The sequence below is a fragment of the Pseudomonas putida NBRC 14164 genome, assembly GCF_000412675.1.
GTDB classification, from domain to species: domain Bacteria; phylum Pseudomonadota; class Gammaproteobacteria; order Pseudomonadales; family Pseudomonadaceae; genus Aquipseudomonas; species Aquipseudomonas putida.
Genome location: NC_021505.1, coordinates 3,126,839 through 3,148,523 on the forward strand (window position 1 = coordinate 3,126,839; position 21,685 = coordinate 3,148,523).

At 63.6% G+C, this 21,685-nt stretch carries 19 protein-coding genes; 10 read left to right on the plus strand and 9 right to left on the minus strand.

The window, feature by feature from the left end; all coding sequences use genetic code 11:
• Positions 1-6 precede the first annotated feature (6 nt).
• The 7 genes from PP4_RS13900 to PP4_RS13930 all read left to right on the plus strand — a co-directional run bounded on the left by PP4_RS13900 (position 7) and on the right by PP4_RS13930 (position 6,977).
• Positions 7-771 (plus strand): amino acid ABC transporter ATP-binding protein, encoded by a 765-nt coding sequence (locus PP4_RS13900; RefSeq protein WP_016499823.1) that lies wholly within the window; start codon positions 7-9, stop codon positions 769-771.
• 60 nt (positions 772-831) lie between these two features.
• A complete protein-coding gene (locus PP4_RS13905) occupies positions 832-1,671 on the plus strand; it encodes an ABC transporter substrate-binding protein (RefSeq protein ID WP_016499824.1) in 840 nt (279 codons plus the stop codon).
• 96 nt (positions 1,672-1,767) lie between these two features.
• Positions 1,768-3,063, plus strand: a complete 1,296-nt coding sequence (locus PP4_RS13910) for an NAD(P)/FAD-dependent oxidoreductase (RefSeq protein WP_016499825.1) — start codon at positions 1,768-1,770, stop codon at positions 3,061-3,063.
• A gap of 21 nt (positions 3,064-3,084) precedes the next feature.
• Positions 3,085-3,555 carry an Lrp/AsnC family transcriptional regulator gene (locus PP4_RS13915; protein WP_016499826.1) on the plus strand — a complete coding sequence of 157 codons (471 nt, stop codon included), beginning with the start codon at positions 3,085-3,087 and terminating at the stop codon, positions 3,553-3,555.
• 115 nt (positions 3,556-3,670) lie between these two features.
• The gene (locus PP4_RS13920; RefSeq protein WP_041167740.1) at positions 3,671-4,855 is read left to right on the plus strand and encodes an MFS transporter; all 1,185 of its coding nucleotides are present in this window, start codon (positions 3,671-3,673) and stop codon (positions 4,853-4,855) included.
• A 178-nt stretch (positions 4,856-5,033) separates the two neighbouring features.
• Positions 5,034-5,885: a LysR family transcriptional regulator gene (locus PP4_RS13925; protein WP_041167741.1), complete on the plus strand. Its 852-nt coding sequence runs from the start codon at positions 5,034-5,036 to the stop codon at positions 5,883-5,885.
• Between the two features lie 96 nt (positions 5,886-5,981).
• Complete coding sequence (locus PP4_RS13930; RefSeq protein WP_016499829.1) at positions 5,982-6,977, plus strand: aldo/keto reductase; 996 nt, start codon at positions 5,982-5,984, stop codon at positions 6,975-6,977.
• On the opposite strand, the gene PP4_RS13935 is transcribed toward PP4_RS13930, so the two are convergent.
• The gene (locus PP4_RS13935) at positions 6,970-8,235 is read right to left on the minus strand and encodes a HAMP domain-containing sensor histidine kinase (protein WP_016499830.1); all 1,266 of its coding nucleotides are present in this window, start codon (positions 8,233-8,235) and stop codon (positions 6,970-6,972) included. The genes PP4_RS13930 and PP4_RS13935 overlap by 8 nt on opposite strands.
• On the minus strand, positions 8,232-8,924 hold the full coding sequence (locus tag PP4_RS13940; RefSeq protein WP_016499831.1) for a response regulator transcription factor: 693 nt from the start codon (positions 8,922-8,924) through the stop codon (positions 8,232-8,234). Before PP4_RS13940 ends, PP4_RS13935 begins: the two co-directional genes overlap by 4 nt.
• A 197-nt stretch (positions 8,925-9,121) precedes the next feature.
• Here PP4_RS13940 and bamA point away from each other — a divergent pair, with 197 nt between their 5' ends.
• From bamA to PP4_RS13955, 3 genes are all read left to right on the plus strand, one after another.
• Complete coding sequence (bamA, locus tag PP4_RS13945) at positions 9,122-11,485, plus strand: outer membrane protein assembly factor BamA (protein ID WP_016499832.1); 2,364 nt, start codon at positions 9,122-9,124, stop codon at positions 11,483-11,485.
• 251 nt (positions 11,486-11,736) lie between these two features.
• Positions 11,737-12,120, plus strand: a complete 384-nt coding sequence (locus PP4_RS13950; protein WP_016499833.1) for a hypothetical protein — start codon at positions 11,737-11,739, stop codon at positions 12,118-12,120.
• Between the two features lie 14 nt (positions 12,121-12,134).
• Positions 12,135-13,100, plus strand: coding sequence for an endonuclease (locus PP4_RS13955; RefSeq protein WP_016499834.1), 966 nt, complete (start codon positions 12,135-12,137; stop codon positions 13,098-13,100).
• Positions 13,101-13,226: 126 nt separating this feature from the next.
• Here the strand turns inward: PP4_RS13955 and PP4_RS13960 are convergent, their stop codons facing one another.
• The 7 genes from PP4_RS13960 to PP4_RS13990 all read right to left on the minus strand — a co-directional run bounded on the left by PP4_RS13960 (position 13,227) and on the right by PP4_RS13990 (position 21,682).
• The gene (locus PP4_RS13960) at positions 13,227-14,201 is read right to left on the minus strand and encodes a 2-hydroxyacid dehydrogenase (protein WP_016499835.1); all 975 of its coding nucleotides are present in this window, start codon (positions 14,199-14,201) and stop codon (positions 13,227-13,229) included.
• A 10-nt stretch (positions 14,202-14,211) separates the two neighbouring features.
• On the minus strand, positions 14,212-15,504 hold the full coding sequence (locus PP4_RS13965; RefSeq protein ID WP_016499836.1) for an MFS transporter: 1,293 nt from the start codon (positions 15,502-15,504) through the stop codon (positions 14,212-14,214).
• A gap of 59 nt (positions 15,505-15,563) precedes the next feature.
• On the minus strand, positions 15,564-16,514 hold the full coding sequence (locus PP4_RS13970) for a sugar kinase (RefSeq protein WP_016499837.1): 951 nt from the start codon (positions 16,512-16,514) through the stop codon (positions 15,564-15,566).
• On the minus strand, positions 16,507-17,286 hold the full coding sequence (locus PP4_RS13975; protein ID WP_016499838.1) for an epimerase KguE: 780 nt from the start codon (positions 17,284-17,286) through the stop codon (positions 16,507-16,509). Before PP4_RS13975 ends, PP4_RS13970 begins: the two co-directional genes overlap by 8 nt.
• Before the next feature lie 66 nt (positions 17,287-17,352).
• Positions 17,353-18,372 carry a transcriptional regulator PtxS gene (gene ptxS, locus PP4_RS13980; RefSeq protein ID WP_016499839.1) on the minus strand — a complete coding sequence of 340 codons (1,020 nt, stop codon included), beginning with the start codon at positions 18,370-18,372 and terminating at the stop codon, positions 17,353-17,355.
• 265 nt (positions 18,373-18,637) lie between these two features.
• A complete protein-coding gene (locus tag PP4_RS13985; RefSeq protein WP_016499840.1) occupies positions 18,638-19,885 on the minus strand; it encodes a cytochrome c in 1,248 nt (415 codons plus the stop codon).
• A gap of 12 nt (positions 19,886-19,897) precedes the next feature.
• Positions 19,898-21,682: a GMC family oxidoreductase gene (locus tag PP4_RS13990; protein WP_016499841.1), complete on the minus strand. Its 1,785-nt coding sequence runs from the start codon at positions 21,680-21,682 to the stop codon at positions 19,898-19,900.
• Between the last annotated feature and the right edge of the window lie 3 nt (positions 21,683-21,685).

Below are 21,685 nucleotides of genomic sequence, written 5' to 3' on the forward strand. Positions count from 1 at the left end.
CCCAACATGAACCAGCCTTTTACCCCCGCTGCCGCCCAGGCCGCCGTTTCGATTCGCGGCCTGCAGAAATGGTACGGGGATTTTCATGTGCTCAAGGGCATCGACCTGGAGATCGCCAGCGGCGAAATCGTGGTGGTCTGTGGGCCTTCCGGCTCGGGCAAATCCACGTTGATCCGTTGCCTGAACCTGCTGGAAGACTTCCAGAAGGGTCAGGTGCAGATCGCCGGCAACACGCTGAACCGCGATGCGGCGAGCGTCGCCGCCATCCGCCGCCAGGTGGGCATGGTGTTCCAGCAGTTCAACCTGTTCCCGCACCTGACCGTGCTCGAAAACCTGATGCTCGGCCCACGCCTGGTCAGCAAACTCAGCGAGCCCGATGCCCGCGCCCTGGCGCTGGAGTATCTGGACCGGGTGCGTATCGCCAGCCAGGCCGACAAGTTCCCCGGGCAGCTTTCCGGCGGCCAGCAACAACGTGTGGCCATTGCCCGTGCGCTGTGCATGAAGCCGCGCATCATGCTGTTCGACGAACCCACCTCGGCGCTGGACCCGGAAATGGTCAAGGAGGTGCTCGACGTGATGGGCGAGCTGGCCCAGGACGGCATCACCATGCTTTGCGTCACCCACGAAATGGGCTTCGCCCGCCGGGTGGCGGACCGCATCATCTTCATGGACCAGGGCCAGGTTATTGAACAAGGCCCGCCCAACGCGTTCTTCGACAACCCTCGCCATGCGCGCGCCAGGGAGTTTCTCTCGCAAATCCTCAGCCACTGAACTTGTGTCTACCGCTGTGCCAACACCACAACAACAATTGCATGCCCGGAGACTTACCGAATGAACCCTGTCGCTCGCTTGTTCGCCCTGACCGCCGTTGCCAGCTGCCTGTCCATGATGACAGGGGCCGCGTGGGCCGGCGCCACGCTTGATCGGATCCACCAGAGCAAGGTCATGAAAGTGGCCACTGCCGCCAACTGGCCACCGCAGTCTTTCCTTGGCGAAGACAACACCCTCAAGGGCTTCGACATTGATGTGGCCAACGAGATTGGCAAACGTCTGGGTACCAAGGTGGCGTTCGTCACCCCTGAATACGGCATCATCACCGCCGGGCGCTGGGCCAGCCGCTGGGACCTGTCGGTCGGTTCGATGACACCCACCACCGAGCGTGGACGGGTGCTCGACTTTCCGGCCATCTACTACTACACCCCGTATGTGTTCGCCGTGCACAAGGACGCCGCCGGTGCCAGCGCTGCCGAGCTCAATGGCAAGACCATCGGCGTGGAAGCCGGCACCACCTCCGAGGACTACATCAACCGGCGGCTGAAAATCGACGCCGCGGACGTACCCGCGTTCAGCTACAGCGTGGAGCCCGGCAGTGTGCAAACGTACGGCGACAGCATGGGCCCGCTGGACGACTTGCGCATAGGCAATGGCACCCGTCTGGACGCCACCCTGTCGGCACTGCCAACCATCATGGGTGCGATCAAGGCCGGTTACCCGATTGCCCCGGTGCAGGGCAAGCCTGCCTACTACGAGCCACTGGCCATCGCCACCGACAAGGGCGACGACGCTTTCAACGCTGAACTGGCCAAGGCCGTCGACGACATGAAAGCCGACGGCACGCTGAAGCAGCTGTCCGAAAAATGGTACGGCGCCGACCTCACACAAGTGCAGTAACCCATTACCCGCAACCCGGCGCCCTTTGCTTGAAGGGCGTGCGGCACCCCCATGCCCGCCAAACCTGCCTCGCCCAGTAAAAGGATGACCCAGCCGATGCCCAGCTACAGCAACAACTACTATACCGGGACCATGCGCCCTGCCCCGCAGCGTGCCGCGTTGGCCGGTGAAACCCGGGCCGATGCATGCGTGATTGGCGGCGGCCTGGCAGGCCTTAGCGTGGCCCGCGAGCTGCTGGCGCGTGGGCGCTCGGTGGTGTTGCTGGAGGCAGCACGGGTGGCCTGGGGCGCCTCCGGGCGCAATGGCGGCTTTGTGTTGCAGGGCTGGTCCGAGGGGCTGTCGGCCATCGAGCGGCGTTGCGGCAAGCAGACCGCCGCCGCCTTGTTCCGGCTATCGCTGGAAGGCGTCGATATCGTCCGTGACACCATCGCCGGCCACCAGCTGCCAGGCTGCGCCGCCACCACTGGCAAGCTGAGCGTGGTGCGCTACGACGACGCCGACAACCTGCAGCGCACCCGCGACCGCATGGCCCGCGACTTCGGTTTCAACCTGGAATACCTGGACAAACAGGCACTGCGCAGCCGCCTGAACACCGACTGCTACTTCCAGGGGCTGCGCGACAGCCATGGTTTTCACTTCCACCCACTGAACTACTGCCTGGGCCTGGCCGAGCTGGTCGAGCTGGCCGGTGGTCGCATCCACGAACAGTCGCCGATGCTGCGGGTAGAGCGCAGGGCCGGCAGTCATCGCGTGATCACAGCCGACGGCTCGGTGACCTGTGCCGATGTGGTGTACTGCTGCGGTGGCTACGGCGGCCCGGAGTTCGGCCAGCTGCGCCGGGCGTTCCTGCCGATTGCCACTTATGTGGTGCTGACCGAGCACCTGGGTGAGCGCCTGCGTGATGTAGTACGTACCACGGACGCAGTCGGCGACAACCGCCGCGCCTCCGACTACTACCGCGTCGTCGAGGGTGACCGCCTGCTGTGGGGCGGCCATATCACCACGCGCAACCTGCAGGACGAGCAGCGGCTGGGGCAGTTGCTGACCCGCGACATCCTCAGCGTCTACCCACAGTTGCAGGGTTTGAAAATCGCCAAGGCGTGGTCAGGGCTGATGGGTTACGCCCGCCACAAGATGCCGCACATCGGCCCCCTGGCCCCGGGGCTGTGGGCTTGTACTTCATTTGGGGGCCATGGTATGAACACCGCACCTGTAGGCGCCCGGGTAGTCACCGAGGCAATCTGCGGCGAAAGCGACCGCTACCGCCTGTTCGACGCCTATGGCCTGCAATGGAATGGCGGGCCGTTCGGACCCGCTGCGGCCCAAACGGTGTATGCCGGCCTGAAGCTGATGGACAGGTTCCAGGAAGCCCGCGCGCAGTACAACAACTAGAACAAATCACCAGGAACCACCATGGACGCCCTTCCACCCGGCGCACTGTTCAAACTGACCGAAAAAGACCGGCAACTGCTGGGGCTGCTACAGGCCAACGCCCGCGAGCCTACCGCCTCGCTGGCGCGCAAGCTGGGCGTATCGCGTTCGGCAGTACAGGAGCGCATCAACCGCCTTGAAAACGCTGGGGTTATCACCGGCTACAGTGTGCGCATCGACCAGGACAAGCTGCAGCAGGTGATCAACTGCTTCACCATGACCTCGTGCAGCAACAAGAGCTACACCGATGTGATGACCACCTTGCGCAAGATGGACGCGGTGCAGGCGGTGTATGCGGTGTCGGGCGAAATGGACTTCATCATCCACCTGACTACCCATACGCTGGGTGAGCTCAATGCCGAGCTGACCCGCATCAACATGATCAAGGGCGTCACGCACACAGCTTCGCACATTGTCATGGAAACCAAGTTCAGCAAGAAGCTGACCTTGTAGTCTCCCCCGGCAGAGCCGTCATGACCCTACAGCTACTCAGCTTCCTCGACGTTGCCCGCAAATATTGACTATGATCCCGCCTTGAACGTTTCAGCATGTTTCAAAAGGGATACAGATGTCAGTCCAGGAAATACCCCCTCTCCCCAGTAAAGGCACCGTCGCAAAGATGGAAGCCGCCATGGCGCTGGGCAGCTTTGCCATCGGCACCGGCGAATTCGCCATCATGGGCCTGATGCCCGACATCGCCAGCAACCTGCAATTAAGTGAGCCCCAGGTGGGCCATGCCATCAGTGCCTACGCACTCGGGGTGATGGTTGGCGCCCCGACGCTAGCGATTCTGGGCGCCCGGCTGCTGCGCAAGCACATGCTGTTGCTGCTGATGGCACTGTACGCCCTTGGCAACCTGGCGACCGCCTTCGCCCCCTCGTTCAGCAGCCTGGTTGCCTTCCGCTTCATCAGCGGCCTGCCCCACGGCGCATACTTCGGCATTGCCGCTGTGGTGGCATCGAGCATGGTGGCCAAGGACCAGCGAGCGGGTGCGGTTGCCCGGGTGATGATGGGCCTGACCTTGGCCATGCTGCTCGGCAACCCGGTAGCCACGTACCTGGGCCAGTACTTTGGCTGGCGTTCGGCGTTCGTGCTGGTTGGCGCCATCGCGCTGTGCACCATCGCCCTGGTGTGGCGCTTTGTGCCGCAGCGCCACGACGAAGTGCGCAGCGACCCACGCAAGGAATTGCAAGCCTTCACCCTGCCACAGGTGTGGATGGCGCTGGCCATCGCCTCGATCGGCTTCGCCGGCATGTTCACGGTGTTCAGCTACCTGGCGCCGACCATGCTGCAAGTGACCCAGGTATCGCCACAGTGGATTCCGTTCGGCCTGGCGGCGTTCGGGGTGGGCGGCATCGTCGGCAACATTGCCGGCGGTAAACTGTTCGACCGCCTGCAGTTCCGCGCCGTGGGGCTGGTGCTGGTGTGGTCGATCGCCGTGCTGCTGTTCTTCACCTTCGCCGCCCAGGCGCTGTGGAGCCTCCTGTTGGGTATCGGCCTGGTGGGGACCATGATTGCCCTGGCCGCGCCGCTACAGATCCGCCTGATGGACATTGCCCATGAAGCGCCGAGCCTGGCTGCAGCGTCCAACCATGCCGCATTCAACCTGGCGAATGCGCTGGGGCCATGGTTGGGTGGCATGGCGATTACTGCGGGCATGGGCTGGACCAGTACTGGCTATATCGGCGCGGCGACTGCGCTGGTTGGCCTGGGCATCTATCTGGTGGCGCGACGGATGAAAGGCGGGCACTGAGGCCCGCTCCCACACGTACATTACGGCCTTCCAGGCAAATGCAAATCCTGTAGGAGCGGCCTTGTGTCGCGAGGGGCTGCAAAGCAGCCCCAAAATCTCCAATCAACCGCAATCCACTATGGCCCCCCAAAAAAACGCTACCCTACCCCCTTCTGCACAAGCTACTGCCGAGCCCTCCATGTTCGATTGGGAAGACCTGCGTCATTTCTCTGCCTTCACCTCGGCCGGTTCGCTGTCCGCCGCCGCCAAGGCCCTGGGCGTCGACCACGCCACCGTAGCCCGGCGCATCGCTTCGCTCGAAGCCTCGCTCAAGCTAAAGCTGGTCGACCGGCGCCCCCGCGCCTATGTGCTCACCGACGAAGGCCGACGCGTTGCCGAACTAGCCGAGCAAATGACCCTGTCCTCCTTCGCCCTTGAACATTTCGCCAGCGCCGGCCAACAGGCGGTGGAAGGCGAAGTGGTGCTGTCGGCACCACCGGCACTGCTCGGCAGCATCGTCGCCCGGCGCCTGGGCGAGCTGTACCAGCGCTACCCGCAGTTGCGCCTGAAGCTGGTGGGCAGCAAATCAAAGGCATCCTTGGCTCGCCGCGAAGCCGACATCAGCATCGCCCTGGCCAGGCCCACGGAACCGACCTTGGTGGTCAGCCTGCTGGGCCACCTGCACTACCGGCTGTACGCCTCTGCCAACTACCTGGCCAGCGCCGCGGCCTGGCGTTACATCGGCTACGACGAGTCCCAGGCCAGTTCCCCACAGCAACAATGGCTGTACCGCCAAGCCGGCCAGCAGCCCTTTGTGCTGCACAGCAACGACCTGCGCATCCAGGCTCAAGCCTGTGCCGGCGGCATCGGAATCGCCTGCCTGCCCGCGTTCATGGCGCACGAGCACGGCCTGAAGGAAGCCGGCAGCCCCGAGCAGACCATGAGCATCGAAATCTGGCTGGCAGTGCATGAGGACGTGCGCGCCACCCCACGGATCAAGGCAGTTACCGACTTCCTCCAGCAACAGGTGCGGCCACTGCTGCGCTTGTGAATTTTTGCGGACTGGACCTGCATCAATATGGAATTTTCGCGCAAGGCTGCCCGCGTTAGGCTCACTCCATCACTAACGCCCTTGAAGGAGACGACGATGCAATACGTAAAGCTGGGTAACACCGGGCTGGACATCTCCAGGTTGTGCCTGGGCTGCATGACCTTCGGCGTACCCGACGCCGGCACTCATCCCTGGACCTTGGGCGAAGACGCCAGCCGCCCCATCATTCGCCATGCCGTCGAGCAAGGCATCAACTTCTTCGACACCGCCAACAGCTACTCGGCCGGCACTTCGGAAAGCATCCTGGGCAAACTGCTTAAGGAGTTCACCCGCCGCGAAGAAACCGTGATCGCCACCAAGGTGTTCTTCCCGGCCAACATGTGGGAAGGGGCCAGCCGGCCCAATGAACAAGGCCTGTCGCGCAAGGCGATCATGACCAACATCGACGCCAGCCTTACCCGCCTGGGCACCGACTACGTCGACCTTTACCAGATCCACCGTTGGGACTACCACACCCCCATCGAGGAGACCATGGAAGCCCTGCACGACGTGGTCAGGGCCGGCAAGGCGCGTTACATCGGTGCATCGTCCATGTACGCCTGGCAGTTCGCCAAGGCACAGCAGGTGGCGGTCAGTAACGGTTGGAGCCGTTTCGTGTCGATGCAGAACTACCTCAACCTGATCTACCGCGAGGAAGAACGCGAGATGATCCCGCTGTGCCTGGACCAGGGCGTCGGCCTGATGCCCTGGAGCCCGATGGCCCGCGGGCGCCTGACACGGCCGCATGGGCAGCAGACCGCACGCACGCGCAGCGATGTATCCGGCCAGTCGTTCTATGAAAAGACCGAGGTGGAAGACGGCCGGGTGATCGACGTGGTCGAGCAAATCGCCGGCGAACGGGGCGTGCCAATGGCCCAAGTGGCGTTGGCTTGGGTACTGGGTAAAACCGGCGTTAGCGCCCCTATCGTCGGCGCCTCGAAGCCTGCACATCTGGACGATGCACTGGGCGCGTTGACACTGCAGCTGAGCGAGGACGAAGTGGCACGCTTGCAGGCCCCTTACGTCCCCCACACGGTGACCGGTTTCAAGTAGCGCTGGCTTGCGGCAGGTCGATACGCACCCGCAGCCCACCGCTGGCTGCGGCCTGCGCGGTGATGCTGCCACCATGCAGGATAATGGCGCGCTGGGCAATCGCCAGACCCAGGCCAAAACCATCATCGCTGCTGTCGGTGCCCCGGTCGAACGGCTCGAAGATGCGCTTCAGCCGCGCCGGGTCCACGCCCGGACCGTGGTCGCTGACACTGACCTGAAACCATTGCCCGCCCGGCGCCAGCGCGGCCTCGACCAACACTTCGGTGCTGGCTGCGGTGTAGCGCACGGCGTTGCGGATGATGTTCTCGAACGCACGGTACAGCAGCTCTTCATGCCCATGGATGAGAAACGCGCCGTGGGCGTGCAAGGACACCTGGCACTGCTTCATGCCCGCCTCGAAACGGGCGTCCTCGACGATCTGCGCCAGCAGCTCTACCACATCGACACTGGCAAAGTCGCTGTCACCCTGCCGCGCCTGGGCGCGGGCCAGGGTCAGCAGCTGCTCGATCAGGTCGTCCATACGCCGTGACTCACGCTCCACCCGTTCCAGCATGTCGTGCCGGTCGGGCTGCTGACGCATCAGGCCGATGGCGGCATGCATGCGGGTCAGCGGTGAGCGCAGTTCGTGGGAAATATCGTGCAGCAGGTTCTGCTGCGCCTGCACCAGGGCCTTTAGCTGGCCAGCCATGCGGTCGCAGTCCTCGGCCAGCTCGACGATCTCGTCGCGGCGCTTGCCCAACCTGGGTTTCACGCGCACATCGAACCGGCCCTGAGCTACCTGGCCCATGGCTTCGCGCAGCCAGGCCAACGGGCGAGTCAGGTACAAACTGCACAGGAAGGCAAACAGCGCACTCATCAGCGTGCCGGTAAACAGCGGGCCCATGCCTCGAGGACGCGGCGGTTCGCCAAGCACCGTGGCCACCGAAGCACGCAGCACCAGTGGGCGGCCTTCACTGTCGTTCAACGCCTGCTCGAAACGCACGACCGGCACCGCTTTGCCTGCCAACAACTGGCCCTGGCCGTCGTAAAGGCCCACTTGCACATCCGGCGGCTGCGGCGACACCTCCAGCAACTGCCGGCCGGGCTGCTCACCATAACGCTGCAGTACCTGCAGCTCGGTGGCCAGCAGCGAACGCAGCGCCGGGGTATCGCCACGCCACTCATTGAGCATGAAGGCGCCCGCGCCCACCAGGAAGGTCAGGCAGTTGGCCAGCCAGAACGCCAGGAACAGCTTCCAGAACAGGCGCCGGCGCATCATTCGACTATCAGCATGTAGCCCATGCCACGCACGCTCTGGATCCAGCTGCTGCCGTCGGCGCGTGGGCCGAGCTTTTGCCGGATGCTGCTGACGTGCACGTCGATGCGCCGGTCATAACGAGTCAGCGGCCGGCCCAAGGCGTTGAGTGACAGGTCTTGCTTGCTGACCAGCTGGCCAGCCTGGCGGGCCAACGCTTCGAGCAGGCTGAACTCCGAGCCGGTCAGCTCCAGCGTGGCTTCGCCCCAATGCGCCTCACGACGGCCCGGCCACATTTTCAATGCGCCCGTGCGCACGTGTTCGGGCGCACTGCCCTCACCCGTGGAATGCGGCTGCACCCGGCGCAGGATCGCCCGCAGGCGTGCGACCAGTTCACCCGGGGAGCTGGGCTTGGGCACGTAGTCATCGGCCCCCAGCTCAAGGCCGGCAATACGGTCGATGTTGTCGCCACGGGCAGTCAGCAGCAGCACCGGCACCTGGCTGCGCGCACGCACGCGCCGCAGCACTTCAATGCCAGAGATACCCGGCAGCATCACATCCAGCACCACCACCTGGAAGTGACCGGACAACGCCTGGGTCTCGCCCTCTTCACCCGTATTCACGGCAGTGGCCTGAAAGCCTTCGCGCGCCAGGTACAAAGAGAGCATTTCAGTCAGTTCGCGGTCGTCGTCGACCAGCAGCACAGGGATCATCGGGGCCAGACATCGCAATTGCAGGGGCTGTAATGATCGCCCCGCAGGCCGGCACTGTCACCGCCGGCCGGTCGGACTTTACACATCTTTACCCTCGGCTAACCGCGCCGTACACAGCCCGCCCGTATCCTCATCGCCCGCTGCTAGCGGGTTGCCCGCGCTTGCTCCCCTACGAATCCGCTTGTCTGGAACCCCCGATGAACTACCCGCGCCTGTTGCTCTCCATCCTGTTGCTGAAAGCCTCGCTGGCCCAAGCCTCCCCTTTCAGGATCGCCGACATCCGGGTCAACGGCCTGCAGCGGGTTTCCGCTGGCAGTGTCTTCGGTGCCTTGCCGCTGAACGTCGGCGATCAGGCCGATGACCGCCGCCTGGTGGACTCGACCCGTTCCCTGTTCAAGACCGGGTTCTTCCAGGACATCCAGCTGAACCGCGATGGCAATGTGCTGATCATCAACGTGGTCGAGCGCCCATCGGTGTCGAGCATCGAGATCGAAGGCAACAAGGCGATCAGCACCGAAGACCTGATGAAGGGCCTGAAACAATCGGGCCTGGCCGAAGGCGAGATCTTCCAGCGTGCCACCCTTGAAGGTGTGCGTAACGAACTGCAGCGCCAGTACGTGGCCCAGGGCCGCTATTCGGCCGAGGTCGACGCCGAAGTCGTGCCGCAGCCGCGCAACCGCGTGGCGCTGAAGATCAAGATCAACGAAGGCACCGTCGCTGCCATCCAGCACATCAACATCGTTGGCAACAACGTGTTCGATGATGACACCCTGGGCCAGCTGTTCGAGCTGAAGACCACCAACTGGCTGTCGTTCTTCAAGAACGACGACAAGTATGCCCGCGAAAAACTGTCCGGTGACCTGGAGCGCCTGCGCTCCTACTACCTGGACCGCGGCTACATCAAGATGGACATCGCCTCCACCCAGGTGTCCATCACGCCAGACAAGAAACACGTCTACATCACCGTCAACATCAACGAAGGCGAGAAGTACACCGTTCGCGACGTGAAGCTGTCCGGTGACCTGAAAGTGCCGGAAGACCAGGTCAAGTCGCTGCTGCTGGTGCAGCCGGGCCAGGTGTTCTCGCGCAAGGTGATGACCACCACCTCCGAGCTGATCACCCGTCGTCTGGGCAACGAAGGCTACACCTTTGCCAACGTCAACGGCGTGCCACAGCCGAACGACCAGGACCACACGGTCGACATCATGTTCGTGGTCGACCCGGGCAAGCGTGCCTACGTCAACCGCATCAACTACCGCGGCAACACCAAGACCGAAGACGAAGTGCTGCGTCGCGAAATGCGCCAGATGGAAGGCGGCTGGGCTTCGACCTACCTGATCGACCAGTCCAAGACCCGCCTGGAGCGCCTGGGCTTCTTCAAGGAAGTCAACGTCGAGACCCCGCAGGTAGCCGGCACTGACGACCAGGTCGACGTCAACTACAGCGTCGAAGAGCAAGCCTCCGGCTCGATCACCGCCAGCGTCGGTTTCGCCCAGAGCGCCGGCCTGATCCTCGGTGGTTCGATCAGCCAGAGCAACTTCCTGGGTACCGGTAACAAGGTGTCCATCGGCCTGACTCGCAGCGAATACCAGACCAAGTACAACTTCGGCTTCGTGAACCCCTACTTCACCGCCGACGGTGTCAGCCTGGGCTACAACCTGTTCTACAACACCACCGACTACAGCGACTACTACGACGATGGCGTTTCGTACTATGCGATCAACAGCTACGGCGCCGGGGTCAGCTTTGGCTACCCGATCAACGAAACCTCGCGCCTGACCTACGGCCTGACCCTGCAGCATGACGACATTTCGCCGGGTACCTACAGCGCCGACGAGATCTACGACTTCATCTCCCGTGAGGGCAAGAGTTTCAACAACCTCAAAGCGTCGATCGGCTGGTCCGAGTCCACGCTGAATAAAGGCGTGCTGGCCACACGTGGCCACTCGCAAAGCCTCACGCTGATGGCCACCACCCCTGGCAGCGACCTGTCGTTCTACAAGCTGGACTACAACGGCCAGACCTTCCTGCCGGTGACCAACAACACCTCGCTGCGCCTGCACACCAGCCTGGGCTATGGCAATGGCTACGGGTCCACCGACGGCTTGCCGTTCTATGAAAGCTACACCGCGGGGGGCCAGGGCTCGGTACGCGGGTTCAAGGACGGCACCCTCGGCCCGCGCAATACCCCGGCCACCGGCACCTACGCCAGCGCGGGCCAGGCTTACTATTCCGACCGTGACACGGATGTGCTGGGGGGCAACATTCTGGTGACCGGCGGTGCCGAATACCTCTTCCCGTTGCCGTTCGTGAAGGACCAGAGCCAGCTGCGCAGCTCTCTGTTCGTCGACGCCGGCAACGTTTATGCCGACACCTGCTACCTGTCGACCACCCAGGGCTGCGGCAGCGTCGACCTGGCACAGTTGGCCGTGTCGCTCGGGGTGGGCGTGACCTGGTACAGCCCGATGGGGCCGCTGAGCTTCAGCCTGGCGGCGCCGTTGAAAAAGCCGGACAACGCCGAGACCCAGATCTTCCAGTTCTCGCTGGGGCAAACGTTCTGATACACCAGCCATGCACGGTCCCTGTAGGAGCGGCCTTGTGCCGCGATGGGCTGCGCAGCAGCCCCATCAGTTGTTGCCATGACGCTGAAATCCCGGGGCTGCTGCGCAGCCCATCGCGGCACAAGGCCGCTCCTACAGGGACCGCGTAGGGCCTGTTTGAGTATTACCCGCTTTTACCCCCGCTTAACCCAAGTTGACAGTCACCTTGCCTAAGCTGGGCAACACTCGAACCCGCCCACCAGGACACCCTCATGCCTCCGTTCACACCCTGTTTCCCCACATCACTGCGCCACGATGAAGTACCGGTCGCACTGCTCGACCTGGTCCAGCAACGCCTGGCCGGCCTGCTGGGCCCACGCTTTACCGTGGTGCTGGGCGGCAGTGGCAATGGCGCCGGGGTCAGTCATTACCACTTGGCAATACAGCACAACCAGAGCGGCGTTTCGCTTGAGGACTATGGCGACGTCGGTGCCGGTTTCATCGAGCGGCTGCTGCGCATGGGCGCTCAGGTCAGGGATATGCTCGACTCAGCCACGTTCGACCGCATGGCCGGCGACGACCCGGGCCGACCGCTGGTATGGCTCAGCGAGCTGGCCAGCGACGGGGAAAGCATTACAATGCGCCCCCCAATCTGAAATATGTTTTTCCCATGAAATCACTGCTTTACGCCGTAACCTTAGTGTTTTCCTTCACCCTCCCTGCCTTGGCCAACCCGCCAGCGACGTTCACCGAGGCCAAGGTGGTGGCCAAGCAGAAGGTGTACCTGGACCAGGCCAGTAGTGCCATGGGTGACCTGTACTGCGGCTGCAAGTGGACCTGGGTGGGCAAGTCGGGTGGGCGCATCGATGCGGCTTCGTGCGGCTACCAGACGCGCAAGCAACAGAACCGCGCCGAGCGCACCGAGTGGGAACACATCGTGCCCGCCTACACCTTCGGCAACCAGCGCCAGTGCTGGAAGAACGGCGGCCGCGAGCACTGCGTGGACAACGACCCGGTGTTCCGCGCCATGGAAGCCGACCTGTTCAACCTCTACCCGGCCGTGGGCGAGGTCAACGGTGACCGCAGCAACTTCAACTACGGCATGGTCGCTGGCAATGCCGGCGAGTATGGCCAGTGCACCACCAAGGTCGACTTCGTCCAGCGCGCCGCCGAACCGCGCGATGAAGTCAAAGGCCTGGTGGCCCGTACCACGTTCTACATGTTCGACCGTTACCAACTGAGCATGTCGCGCCAGCAGCAACAGCTGCTGATGGCCTGGGACAAACAGCACCCGGTGTCGGCCTGGGAGAAAGAGCGCGACCGGCGCATTGCCGCGATCATGGGGCATGCCAACCCGTTCGTGAGCGGGGAACGCAAGTGGACGGCTGATTACAAGCCGGTTGGCAGTGGCGTAGTGCAAGCGGTGCCGGTGAAAGCCGCCAAGGCAGAGGCCAAACCGAGCCTGGCCAGTGTCCAGTCAGTCGGGGCCGTGCTTGGCAACCGCAACAGCCACGTTTATCACCTGTCTGTAGGTTGCCCGGGCTTCAACCAGGTGGCCGCCAAGAACCAGGTTACCTTCGCTAACGAGGGTGAGGCTCAGGCAGCGGGCTATCGCAAGGCAGGTAACTGCCGATAGACCTGTATTGTCCGGGGGCTGCTGTGCAGCCCATCGCCGGCAAGCCAGCTCCCACAGGGACTGCGCAAGGCTCAGGCCTGTGCAAGCTGGCTCGCCGGCGATGGGCCGCATAGCGGCCCCTTGTTCTCACGTCCTGCACACCTCATTCACCAAATTCGCCGGCCGCTCGCCGGCCAGCGCGCTGAGCAGGTTGTCTACCGCGCAACGCGCCATGGCCTGCCGGGTTTCCTCGGTCGCCGAGCCGATATGCGGTGTCGCTACCACGTTATCGAGCTGCAACAGCGGCGAGTCTACTGATAGCGGCTCCTGCACAAACACATCCAGCCCCGCACCGCGTATGCGCCTGGCCCGCAACGCTTCGACCAGCGCCTGCTCATCCACCACGCGCCCGCGTGAGATGTTCACCAGGATAGCCTCAGGCTTCATCAACGCCAGCTCCCGTGCGCCGATCAAGCCTTCGGTGCTGGCGCTCAGCGGCACCGTCAGGCAAACGAAGTCCGCCTGCTGCAACAACTCATCCAGGCTGCACTGGCGTGCCGCATGGCGCGCCTCCACCTCGGGCTTGGCGCGCTGGCTGTGGTACAGCACGCGCATGCCAAAGCCGGCTGCCGCACGCCGGGCCAAGGCTTCGCCGATGCGGCCCATGCCAACGATGCCCAAGGTCTTGCCATGCACGTCACAGCCAAAATGCGCCGGCCCCAGGTTGGCCTGCCAATGGCCGTCACGCACCCAGTTCGCCAGCTCCACCACCCGCCTGGCGCTAGCCAGAATCAAGGCAAAGCCGGTGTCGGCAGTGGTTTCGGTGAGCACGTCAGGTGTGTTGGTCAGCATCACGCCACGCCGGCTGAGTTCGCCAACATCGTAGTTGTCCACGCCCACCGAAACGCTGGACACCACTTCCAGCTGAGGCGCCAGGTCCAGCAGGCTGGCATCCAGGCGCAGGCTGGCCCCCAGCAACCCGTGAGCCCCCGGCAACGCATCGCGCAGGCGGGCCAGGCCATCGGGCAGGGAGGTATCCACCCAGGTCACCTCAACGCGCTCTTGCAGGCGGGCCATCAAGTCGTCGGACAGGCGTTTGTACAGCACGATTCGCTTCTTCATTGCAGTTTTCCTATGGGTTCATGGCCAGCCGCGAGCTACCGCGCTTGGCCCGGCCAGACGTCTGGGATGTATTGAGTGCGGCGGTAAGTGCCACCGCGGTCAGCAGTGCGCCGCACATGAACAGGTAAGAGGCCCCTGGTCCACCGGTAGCGCCATTCAGGTAGCCCACCAGCCACGAGCCGCCGAACGAGCCCAGCGCGCCCATGCTGTTGATCAGCGCCATGGCCCCGCCTGCGACGTTGGCCGGCAGGATCTCGGGCACGATCGCGAAGAACGGGCCATAGGGTGCGTACATGCAGGCGCCGGCAACCACCAGCAACGCGTACGACAGCCAGAAATGCTCGCTGCCCAACGCGTACGAGCCATAGAACGCCACGGCGGCAATCAACAGTGGCGGCCAGACGAAGCGCTTGCGCTTTTGCAGGCGGTCGGACGCCCAGGACACACCCACCATCGCGAGCACCGCCGCCAGGTACGGCACCGAGGCCAGCCAGCCGGCCTGCACGATATCCACATTCGCGGCCTGCTTGAGAATCGACGGCAGCCACAGCACGAAACCGTACACGCCAATGCTCCAGCAGAAGTACTGCAGCGCCAGGATGATCACCTGCGGCGAGCGGAACGCCTCGCGGTAGTTCTTCACGGGCTTGATACCCTGTTGCTCGGCAGCCAGTGCCTGCGCCAGCGCCGCCTTCTCCTGATCGCTCAGCCACTTCACCTGGGCCGGGCGATCATCCACCAGGCGCCACCAGAAGAACGCCCAGATCACGGCAGGCAGGCCTTCGATGATAAACATCCAGCGCCAGTCGTAATGCTTGATCAGGTACCCCGAAACCACCGACATCCACAGGATGGTCACCGGGTTGCCGAGCATCAGGAAGGTATTGGCACGCGAGCGCTCGGCACGGGTGAACCAGTGGCACAGGTATACCAGCATGGCCGGCATGACGGCGGCCTCTACCACCCCGAGCAGAAAGCGGATACCGATCAGCATGTAGACGTTGCTGACCATGCCGGTGAGCGTGGCAAGGCCGCCCCACAGGATCAGGCAGACGAAGATCAGCTTCTTCACGCTGCGCTTTTCGGCGTAGATGGCGCCGGGCACCTGGAAGAAGAAGTAACCGAGAAAGAACAGCGCACCCAACAGCGAAGACAGCACGGGGGTGATGTGCAGGTCTTCGGCCATGCCGGAGGCGGCGGCGAAGCCGTAATTGGCGCGGTCCAGGTACGCCAGGCTGTAGGTGACGAACACAATCGGGATGATATACCACCAGCGGCGAGGTGCCAGGCTTTGGCTTTGCATGGTTTGGTTCTCCTGAGCTTGTTTTTTTTGTTGCAACAGGTGATTCGGGGTTGGCTGGCTCACGCGCTCCTGCGCAGGTCGTAGGCCTCCAGCTCGTGGCGCAACGGCAGCCCTTCCATGTCGCCGCGCGACTGCACGGCGCGGCTGCCGCACCAGTTGCCACGCGCCACTGCTGCGGGCACGGCGCGGCCCTCCAGCAACGCGCTGAGCACGCCGACGGCGAAGGCGTCACCGGCACCGACGGTGTCCACCACTCTGCTGACCGGCACGGGTGCTACCTGTCCTTCGCCCTTGGCGCTGCGGAAGTAGGCGCCGGCATCGCCCAGCTTGATCACCACCAGTTCCACCCCTTGGTCGAGGTAGAACGCGGCGATGTCCGCCGGGGTATGCTGGCCGGTCAGCAACCGCCCCTCTTCCAGGCCCGGTAGAACCCAGTCGGCCTTGGCCGCCAGGGCATTGGTTTCGCGCACCATGCTGTCTTGATCCGGCCACAGCGAGGGCCGCAGGTTGGGGTCGAACGATATGCTGCGCCCGGCTGCGCGCATGGCGTCCACCAGCGCGTGGGACAGCGCACGGCAGCTGTCGGACAGCGCCAGCGGGATGCCGGTGGCGTGCAGGTGGCGAGCCTGAAGGCAGGCAGGGCTCAGCAGTGCGGGCGACAACCTGCTGGCTGCCGAACCGCGGCGAAAGTACTCCACTGCCGGGTCGCTGCCATCATCGCAACGCGCCTTGAGCTGAAAACCCGTCGGGTAACTGGCATCCACCTCGACACCGGAACAGTCAAGGCCTTCGCGGCGCAAGCTTTCGAGCACGAAACGGCCGAGCGAGTCGTCGCCTACCCTGCTCAGCCAGCGCACCTTGAAGCCCAGGCGTGCCAAGCCGATGGCCACGTTGCTGTCCGCGCCGGCGATGCGTTTGCCGAACTGGCCGACACTGGCCAGGTCACCTGTTTGCTCGGCGACGAACATGGCCATGGTCTCGCCGAAGCACAGCACGTCATGCTCATGCATGGGCCACCTCCACCCTCGCGCCCAATGCAGCCAGGCTGCGTACCTGGGCACGGGTAACCGCCAGCAAGTCTTCGCCAACCAGGGGGTATTCCACGGCGCGCATCACACCGGGGGCGAACTCGGTCATCAGCGCTGCCCACGCCTGCAGGTCCGCCGCTTGGGGCGGTATGGCAACCAGGCGACCATCGGCCCGGTGCTGCACAGCCTTGCAATGCACATAGCGCACCCAACGGCCCAGTTGCCGTGCGGCTTGCCGCGCAGGCTCGCCTTGCCACTGCCAGTTGCCGATGTCGAAGGTCATGCCCAGGCGCAGCCCAAGCGTGTCGGCACGCTGGAAGAACTGCAGCAGCGGTTCGATCCTGCCACCCTGTGCGGTTTGATCGTTTTCCACCAGCAGCAGCGGCCCATGCGCAGGCAGCAGCGCTGCCAGGGCGGTTACATCGCAGTGCGCATCGAAGTGCCCCAAGGAAACCTTCAGCGCTACAGCGCCAAGCGCCCGGGCAGTTTCCAGCTTATGGACCAGTAGCGGGTCAGGCACGCCTTGCGCGGTCCACAGTTCAAGAGGTGTCGAGTACAGGCACTCCAGGCGCAGTGCGGCGATGACCGCACCGAGTGCAGCCGCGTCCGGTGCACTGGCGAACAACTCTTCGCGCAATTCCACTCGGCTGACGCCAGCGGCCGCCAGCATGTCCAGGAACTGCTCCTGGCCACGCTGCCGCACAAAGTCGGCACCGTAGCTTGAGAGGCTGATGGAAACGGGGTTCGGGTGCATTGTTTTTATCCTTATGAAACCGGTTTCATTTTTAGTCGGCAGTAGCAGGCGCAGACCTGCCGTTGCTTACTGGGGTTGGGTTGAACCGCGGATGATGAGGTTGGCCTTGAAGTCGATGCGCCGGGCTGCCCCGCTGTCGCCGCGCAGGCGACCGAGCAGGCTTTCGAATGCCGCCACACCGATACGCTCGGTGGGTTGGGCCAGTGCAGTGATGCCTTTGCCCACCAAGGGGTACCAGTCGAGGTCGTCGAGGGCGATCAGCCCGACATCGGCGAACAGGTTGCATCCGGCCTCGTGCAGGGCCCTGGTCACCGCCAAAGTGGCAACGCCGTTGAAGGTGAAGATGGCTTGCGGGCCATGGCCGCGGCTGGCAAGAAACGTAGCCAGTTGGCCCTGCAGCCCGGCGCTGATTTCCAGCACCTGCTGGCGCATGCCGGGCCGGCGGCTGACCGACGCGCCGAATGCCTGCACCCGCTCCAGGCGTGAGCTGGTGCCATCGAGGGGTTCGCTGACCGCCAGGATGTCGCGGTAGCCCTGGGCCTGCAGATGGTCGAGGGCCTGCTCGACCGCATCGGCATTGTCCAGGCCCACCAGGTCGACATTCAGCTCGGGCAATTGGCGGTCGACCAGCACCATGGGGATGTCACGCTGCAGGTTGAGCAGTTCGCCGGGGTGATGCCCGAGCGTGTTCACGATCAACCCTTCAACGTTGTAACTCTGCAGGGCCACCAGGTGGTGACGCTCCTGCTCGTCGTCGCGGTTGGTGTTGCACACCACCAGGCTGTAACCGTGCTGACGGCAGGCGGTTTCCACGCCATGCATCACGGCCACTGAATAGGGGTTGAGAATATCGGCCACCAGCATGCCGATCAGTCGCGTCTGGCCACGCTTGAGGCCGCGGGCCATCTGGTTGGGGCGGTAGCCAAGGCGTTCGATGACATCTGCCAGGCGCTTGGCCGTGGCTTCGGCCAGCAATTGGCGATCGCCACCGATGTAACGGGAGACGGTGGCTTTGGAAACGCCAGCGACACGCGCTACTTCGCTGATGGTGACCCGTTCGCGGGGATGGGCAGGCGCGTCGGTCATGGGCTGTCCTTATGATTATTGTGATAGCGATGAAACCGGTTTCAATACAGCAAAACTACGGCAGTTCGTCAACCTGCCGTTGGTCGGCAATGTTGAAAAAAAACTTGATATTCAAGGTTAGATAATAAAATTAAATGATTGATGCAAATACAATTTCAACCAAAAAAATGTGGGAGCGGGTTCACCCGCGAATGCGTCGGTAGCTTCGACATCGCATTCGCGGGTAAACCCGCTCCCACAGTGGATCAGTGTGCAGCTGGAGAGGTCAGCGAAGCGACTTCACATCACCCGCCGTAACGGCGCTGCCGTGGTTACCCCAACTGGTTCTGATGAAGTTCACCACCTCGGCAACCTCCTGGTCACTCAGGCGCCAGCCGAATGCCGGCATGGTGAAGTTCGACGGCGCGGTGTGCGTCGCCGGCACCGTCCCCCCCGCAAGCACCACGTGAATCAGCGACGTGGCATCTGCGGTCTGTACCACCGGGTTGCCAGCCAACGCGGGGAACACGCGGGTGTAGCCTTGGCCATCGGTACGGTGGCAGGCCGCGCAGTTGTCGATGTACACCGCCGCTCCGGGTTTGCTGTCATCCCCCTTCCACAGCGCATCCGCCACCTGCTTGTCGTAGACGTGCGGCTGGTCATTCGGGTTGCTCGGCGGCAGGGTCTTCAGATAACGGGCGATAGCGGTAAGGTCGGCGTCACTCATGTGCTGCATGCTGTGTTCGACCACATCGCTCATGCCGCCGAACACCGCGCTGCGATCGCTACGCCCGGTCTTCAGAAACTGCACCAGCTGCGCTTCGCTCCAGCTGCCCAGGCCGTCCTTGTGATCGCCACGCAGGTTTTTCGCGATCCAGCCTTCCAGCGGTGCGCTGCCGGCCAGGAACTGCTCGCCCTCTGCAGGGCTCAGCGCCTTTTCCTGCATGGTCAGCGCCCGCGGCGTATGGCAGGCGCCACAATGCCCAAGGCCCTCAACCAGGTAAGCGCCACGGTTCACCACCGGGTCGGCTGCGGCCGAGGCTTGCCAAGGCTTGGCCTCTGGCGCAAACAGACCACGCCAGATTGCCAGCGGCCAACGCATGCTCAGCGGCCAGGGAATGTCAGTGGCCTGGTTCGCCTGCTCGACCGGCTCCACACCTTTCATGAAGTAGGCGTACAGCGCCTGCATGTCCTGCTCGCTGACCCGCGCATACGACGGGTATGGCATGGCCGGGTACAAGGTGCTGCCATCCTTGCCAATGCCCTTGCGTACCGCCTGGTCGAAGTCTTCGAAGCTGTAATTGCCGATGCCGCTGGCCGCCGGGGTGATGTTGGTGGAGTACACCGTGCCGATTGGCGTTTCCATCGGCAGGCCGCCGGCAAAGGCCTTGCCGCCCTTGGCGGTGTGGCAGGCCACACAATCACCGGCGCGGGCCAGGTACTCGCCCTGGCGCACCTGCGCATCGTCATTCGCCACGGCCTGTAAGGCCGTAGTGGCACCGATCAGCAGGGTTGCGATCAACATTGTCTTCATGCTCATCGCTCCTCAGGCCTGGACCAGCGGGCCGGGGTTTTTCAGGTACTGCTCGCGGATCGCGCGTGCCGACCAATAAGTCAGCGCGGCCAGCAGCCCGGTCGGGTTGTAACCCAGCCCCTGCGGGAACGCCGAAGCCCCCGGCACGAACACGTTATGCACGTCCCAGCTTTGCAGGTAGCGGTTCAGTGCACTGGTCTTGGGATCGGTGCCCATGATCGCACCGCCGTTCAGGTGGGTAGTCTGGTAGCTGGCGGTGTTGAAGTGGTCCTTGACCTGCTTGCCCAGCACGGCAATGGCCTTGGGGTTCATCGCCTGAGCGATCTTGCTCAGCTTGTCGACCATGAACTGGTTCATCTTGATGTCGTTTTCCTGCCAGTCGAAGGTCATGCGCAATAGCGGCTGGCCGTAGGCGTCGCGGTAGGTGGGGTCCAGGTCCAGGTAATTGGCACGGTAGGACTGGTGGGCGCCGTGGGCGTCCATCGACACCTGGTGGGTGTAGTAGTCGGCCGTGGCTTTCTTCCAGGCACTGCCCCAGGCCGGCGTACCCGGCGGGTTGGAGGTGCCGGCAATCGGCCGGCTGCCGGCCTGGTTCACCCACATCGGCGAGCCGCCGACAAAGCCGTGGGGGCCATGGTCGAAGTTGTCGGCATTGAAATCGTCGATGGCAATGCCGTTGCCACCCGCGCCGATGAAGTTGTTGGTGTAGGTGTTCTTGTCGAAGAACGCCTTGACCGTGCCCATGTTCTGATAGGCGAAGTTACGCCCGACCACACCTTCGTTCTTGACTGGGTCGTAGGGCTTGCCGATGCCGGAAAGCAGCATCAGGCGCACGTTGTTGAACTGGAACGCCGCCAGGATCACCAGCTCCGCCGGCTGCTCCACCTCGCGCCCCTGCGCATCGATGTAGGTCACGCCAGTGGCCTTGCGCTTGCTGTCGTCCAGGTTTACCCGCAGCACATGGGCATTGGGCCGCAACTCGAAGTTGGGCACCTGGCGCAGCGCCGGCAGAATGTTCACGTTGGGCGAGGCCTTGGAGTACATGTAGCACACGTAGCCGCTGCAGAAACCACAGAAGTTGCACGGCCCCATCTGCGCCCCGTACGGGTTGGTGTAAGGCCCGGAGGTGTTTGCCGATGGCAGGTTGTAGGGCTTGTAGCCCAGGCTGGTGGCGGCTTTTTCGAACAGCCTGGCCGACACCACGTTCTTCTGCGCAGGCAGCGGGAACGGGTTGGAACGGTCCGGCGCGTAGGGGTTGCCGCCCTTCCCTTCACCCACCACCTGGCCGTTGACGGTCCAGGCCTGGCCTGAGGTGCCGAAGACCTTTTCGGCAAAGTCGAAATACGGTTCCAGCTCTTCGTAACTGACGCCGAAGTCCTGGATGGTCATACCCTCAGGGATGAACTTGCGCCCGTAGCGCTCTTCGTAATGGCTGCGCAGACGCAACTCGACCGGGTCGACCCGGAAGTGCACGCCCGACCAGTGCAGGCCTGCGCCGCCAACGCCCTTGCCCGGCAGGAAGGCACCGAGCTGGCGATTGGGCAGTGCCACGTCCTTCACGCTGTGGCGGATAGTGACGGTTTCTTTCGACACATCCACGAACAGCTTCTTGCGCACGCTGTAAGTCAGCTCATCGATCACTTGCGGGTAGCTGCCTTCCGGGTAGGTATCCTGCATCGGCCCCCGCTCCAGGGCTACCACATGCAGCCCGGCCTGGGTCAGTTCCTTGGCCATGATCGCGCCAGCCCAGCCGAAGCCGACGATAACCGCATCCACTTTGTTCAACACAGTCGCCATGCC

What these genes read in the sequence shown, in the direction of transcription:
- PP4_RS13905 (WP_016499824.1), top strand. Translation starts at nt 832, where the DNA reads ATGAACCCTGTCGCTCGCTTGTTCGCCCTGACCGCCGTTGCCAGCTGC.
- PP4_RS13920 (WP_041167740.1), top strand. Translation starts at nt 3,671, where the DNA reads ATGTCAGTCCAGGAAATACCCCCTCTCCCCAGTAAAGGCACCGTCGCA.
- PP4_RS13925 (WP_041167741.1), top strand. Translation starts at nt 5,034, where the DNA reads ATGTTCGATTGGGAAGACCTGCGTCATTTCTCTGCCTTCACCTCGGCC.
- PP4_RS13970 (WP_016499837.1), bottom strand. Translation starts at nt 16,514, where the DNA reads ATGCATGAGCATGACGTGCTGTGCTTCGGCGAGACCATGGCCATGTTC.
- PP4_RS13950 (WP_016499833.1), top strand. Translation starts at nt 11,737, where the DNA reads ATGCCTCCGTTCACACCCTGTTTCCCCACATCACTGCGCCACGATGAA.
- PP4_RS13900 (WP_016499823.1), top strand. Translation starts at nt 7, where the DNA reads ATGAACCAGCCTTTTACCCCCGCTGCCGCCCAGGCCGCCGTTTCGATT.
- PP4_RS13990 (WP_016499841.1), bottom strand. Translation starts at nt 21,682, where the DNA reads ATGGCGACTGTGTTGAACAAAGTGGATGCGGTTATCGTCGGCTTCGGC.
- PP4_RS13940 (WP_016499831.1), bottom strand. Translation starts at nt 8,924, where the DNA reads ATGATCCCTGTGCTGCTGGTCGACGACGACCGCGAACTGACTGAAATG.
- PP4_RS13915 (WP_016499826.1), top strand. Translation starts at nt 3,085, where the DNA reads ATGGACGCCCTTCCACCCGGCGCACTGTTCAAACTGACCGAAAAAGAC.
- PP4_RS13930 (WP_016499829.1), top strand. Translation starts at nt 5,982, where the DNA reads ATGCAATACGTAAAGCTGGGTAACACCGGGCTGGACATCTCCAGGTTG.
- PP4_RS13910 (WP_016499825.1), top strand. Translation starts at nt 1,768, where the DNA reads ATGCCCAGCTACAGCAACAACTACTATACCGGGACCATGCGCCCTGCC.
- PP4_RS13955 (WP_016499834.1), top strand. Translation starts at nt 12,135, where the DNA reads ATGAAATCACTGCTTTACGCCGTAACCTTAGTGTTTTCCTTCACCCTC.
- bamA (WP_016499832.1), top strand. Translation starts at nt 9,122, where the DNA reads ATGAACTACCCGCGCCTGTTGCTCTCCATCCTGTTGCTGAAAGCCTCG.
- PP4_RS13935 (WP_016499830.1), bottom strand. Translation starts at nt 8,235, where the DNA reads ATGATGCGCCGGCGCCTGTTCTGGAAGCTGTTCCTGGCGTTCTGGCTG.
- PP4_RS13960 (WP_016499835.1), bottom strand. Translation starts at nt 14,201, where the DNA reads ATGAAGAAGCGAATCGTGCTGTACAAACGCCTGTCCGACGACTTGATG.
- ptxS (WP_016499839.1), bottom strand. Translation starts at nt 18,372, where the DNA reads ATGACCGACGCGCCTGCCCATCCCCGCGAACGGGTCACCATCAGCGAA.
- PP4_RS13975 (WP_016499838.1), bottom strand. Translation starts at nt 17,286, where the DNA reads ATGCACCCGAACCCCGTTTCCATCAGCCTCTCAAGCTACGGTGCCGAC.
- PP4_RS13985 (WP_016499840.1), bottom strand. Translation starts at nt 19,885, where the DNA reads ATGAAGACAATGTTGATCGCAACCCTGCTGATCGGTGCCACTACGGCC.
- PP4_RS13965 (WP_016499836.1), bottom strand. Translation starts at nt 15,504, where the DNA reads ATGCAAAGCCAAAGCCTGGCACCTCGCCGCTGGTGGTATATCATCCCG.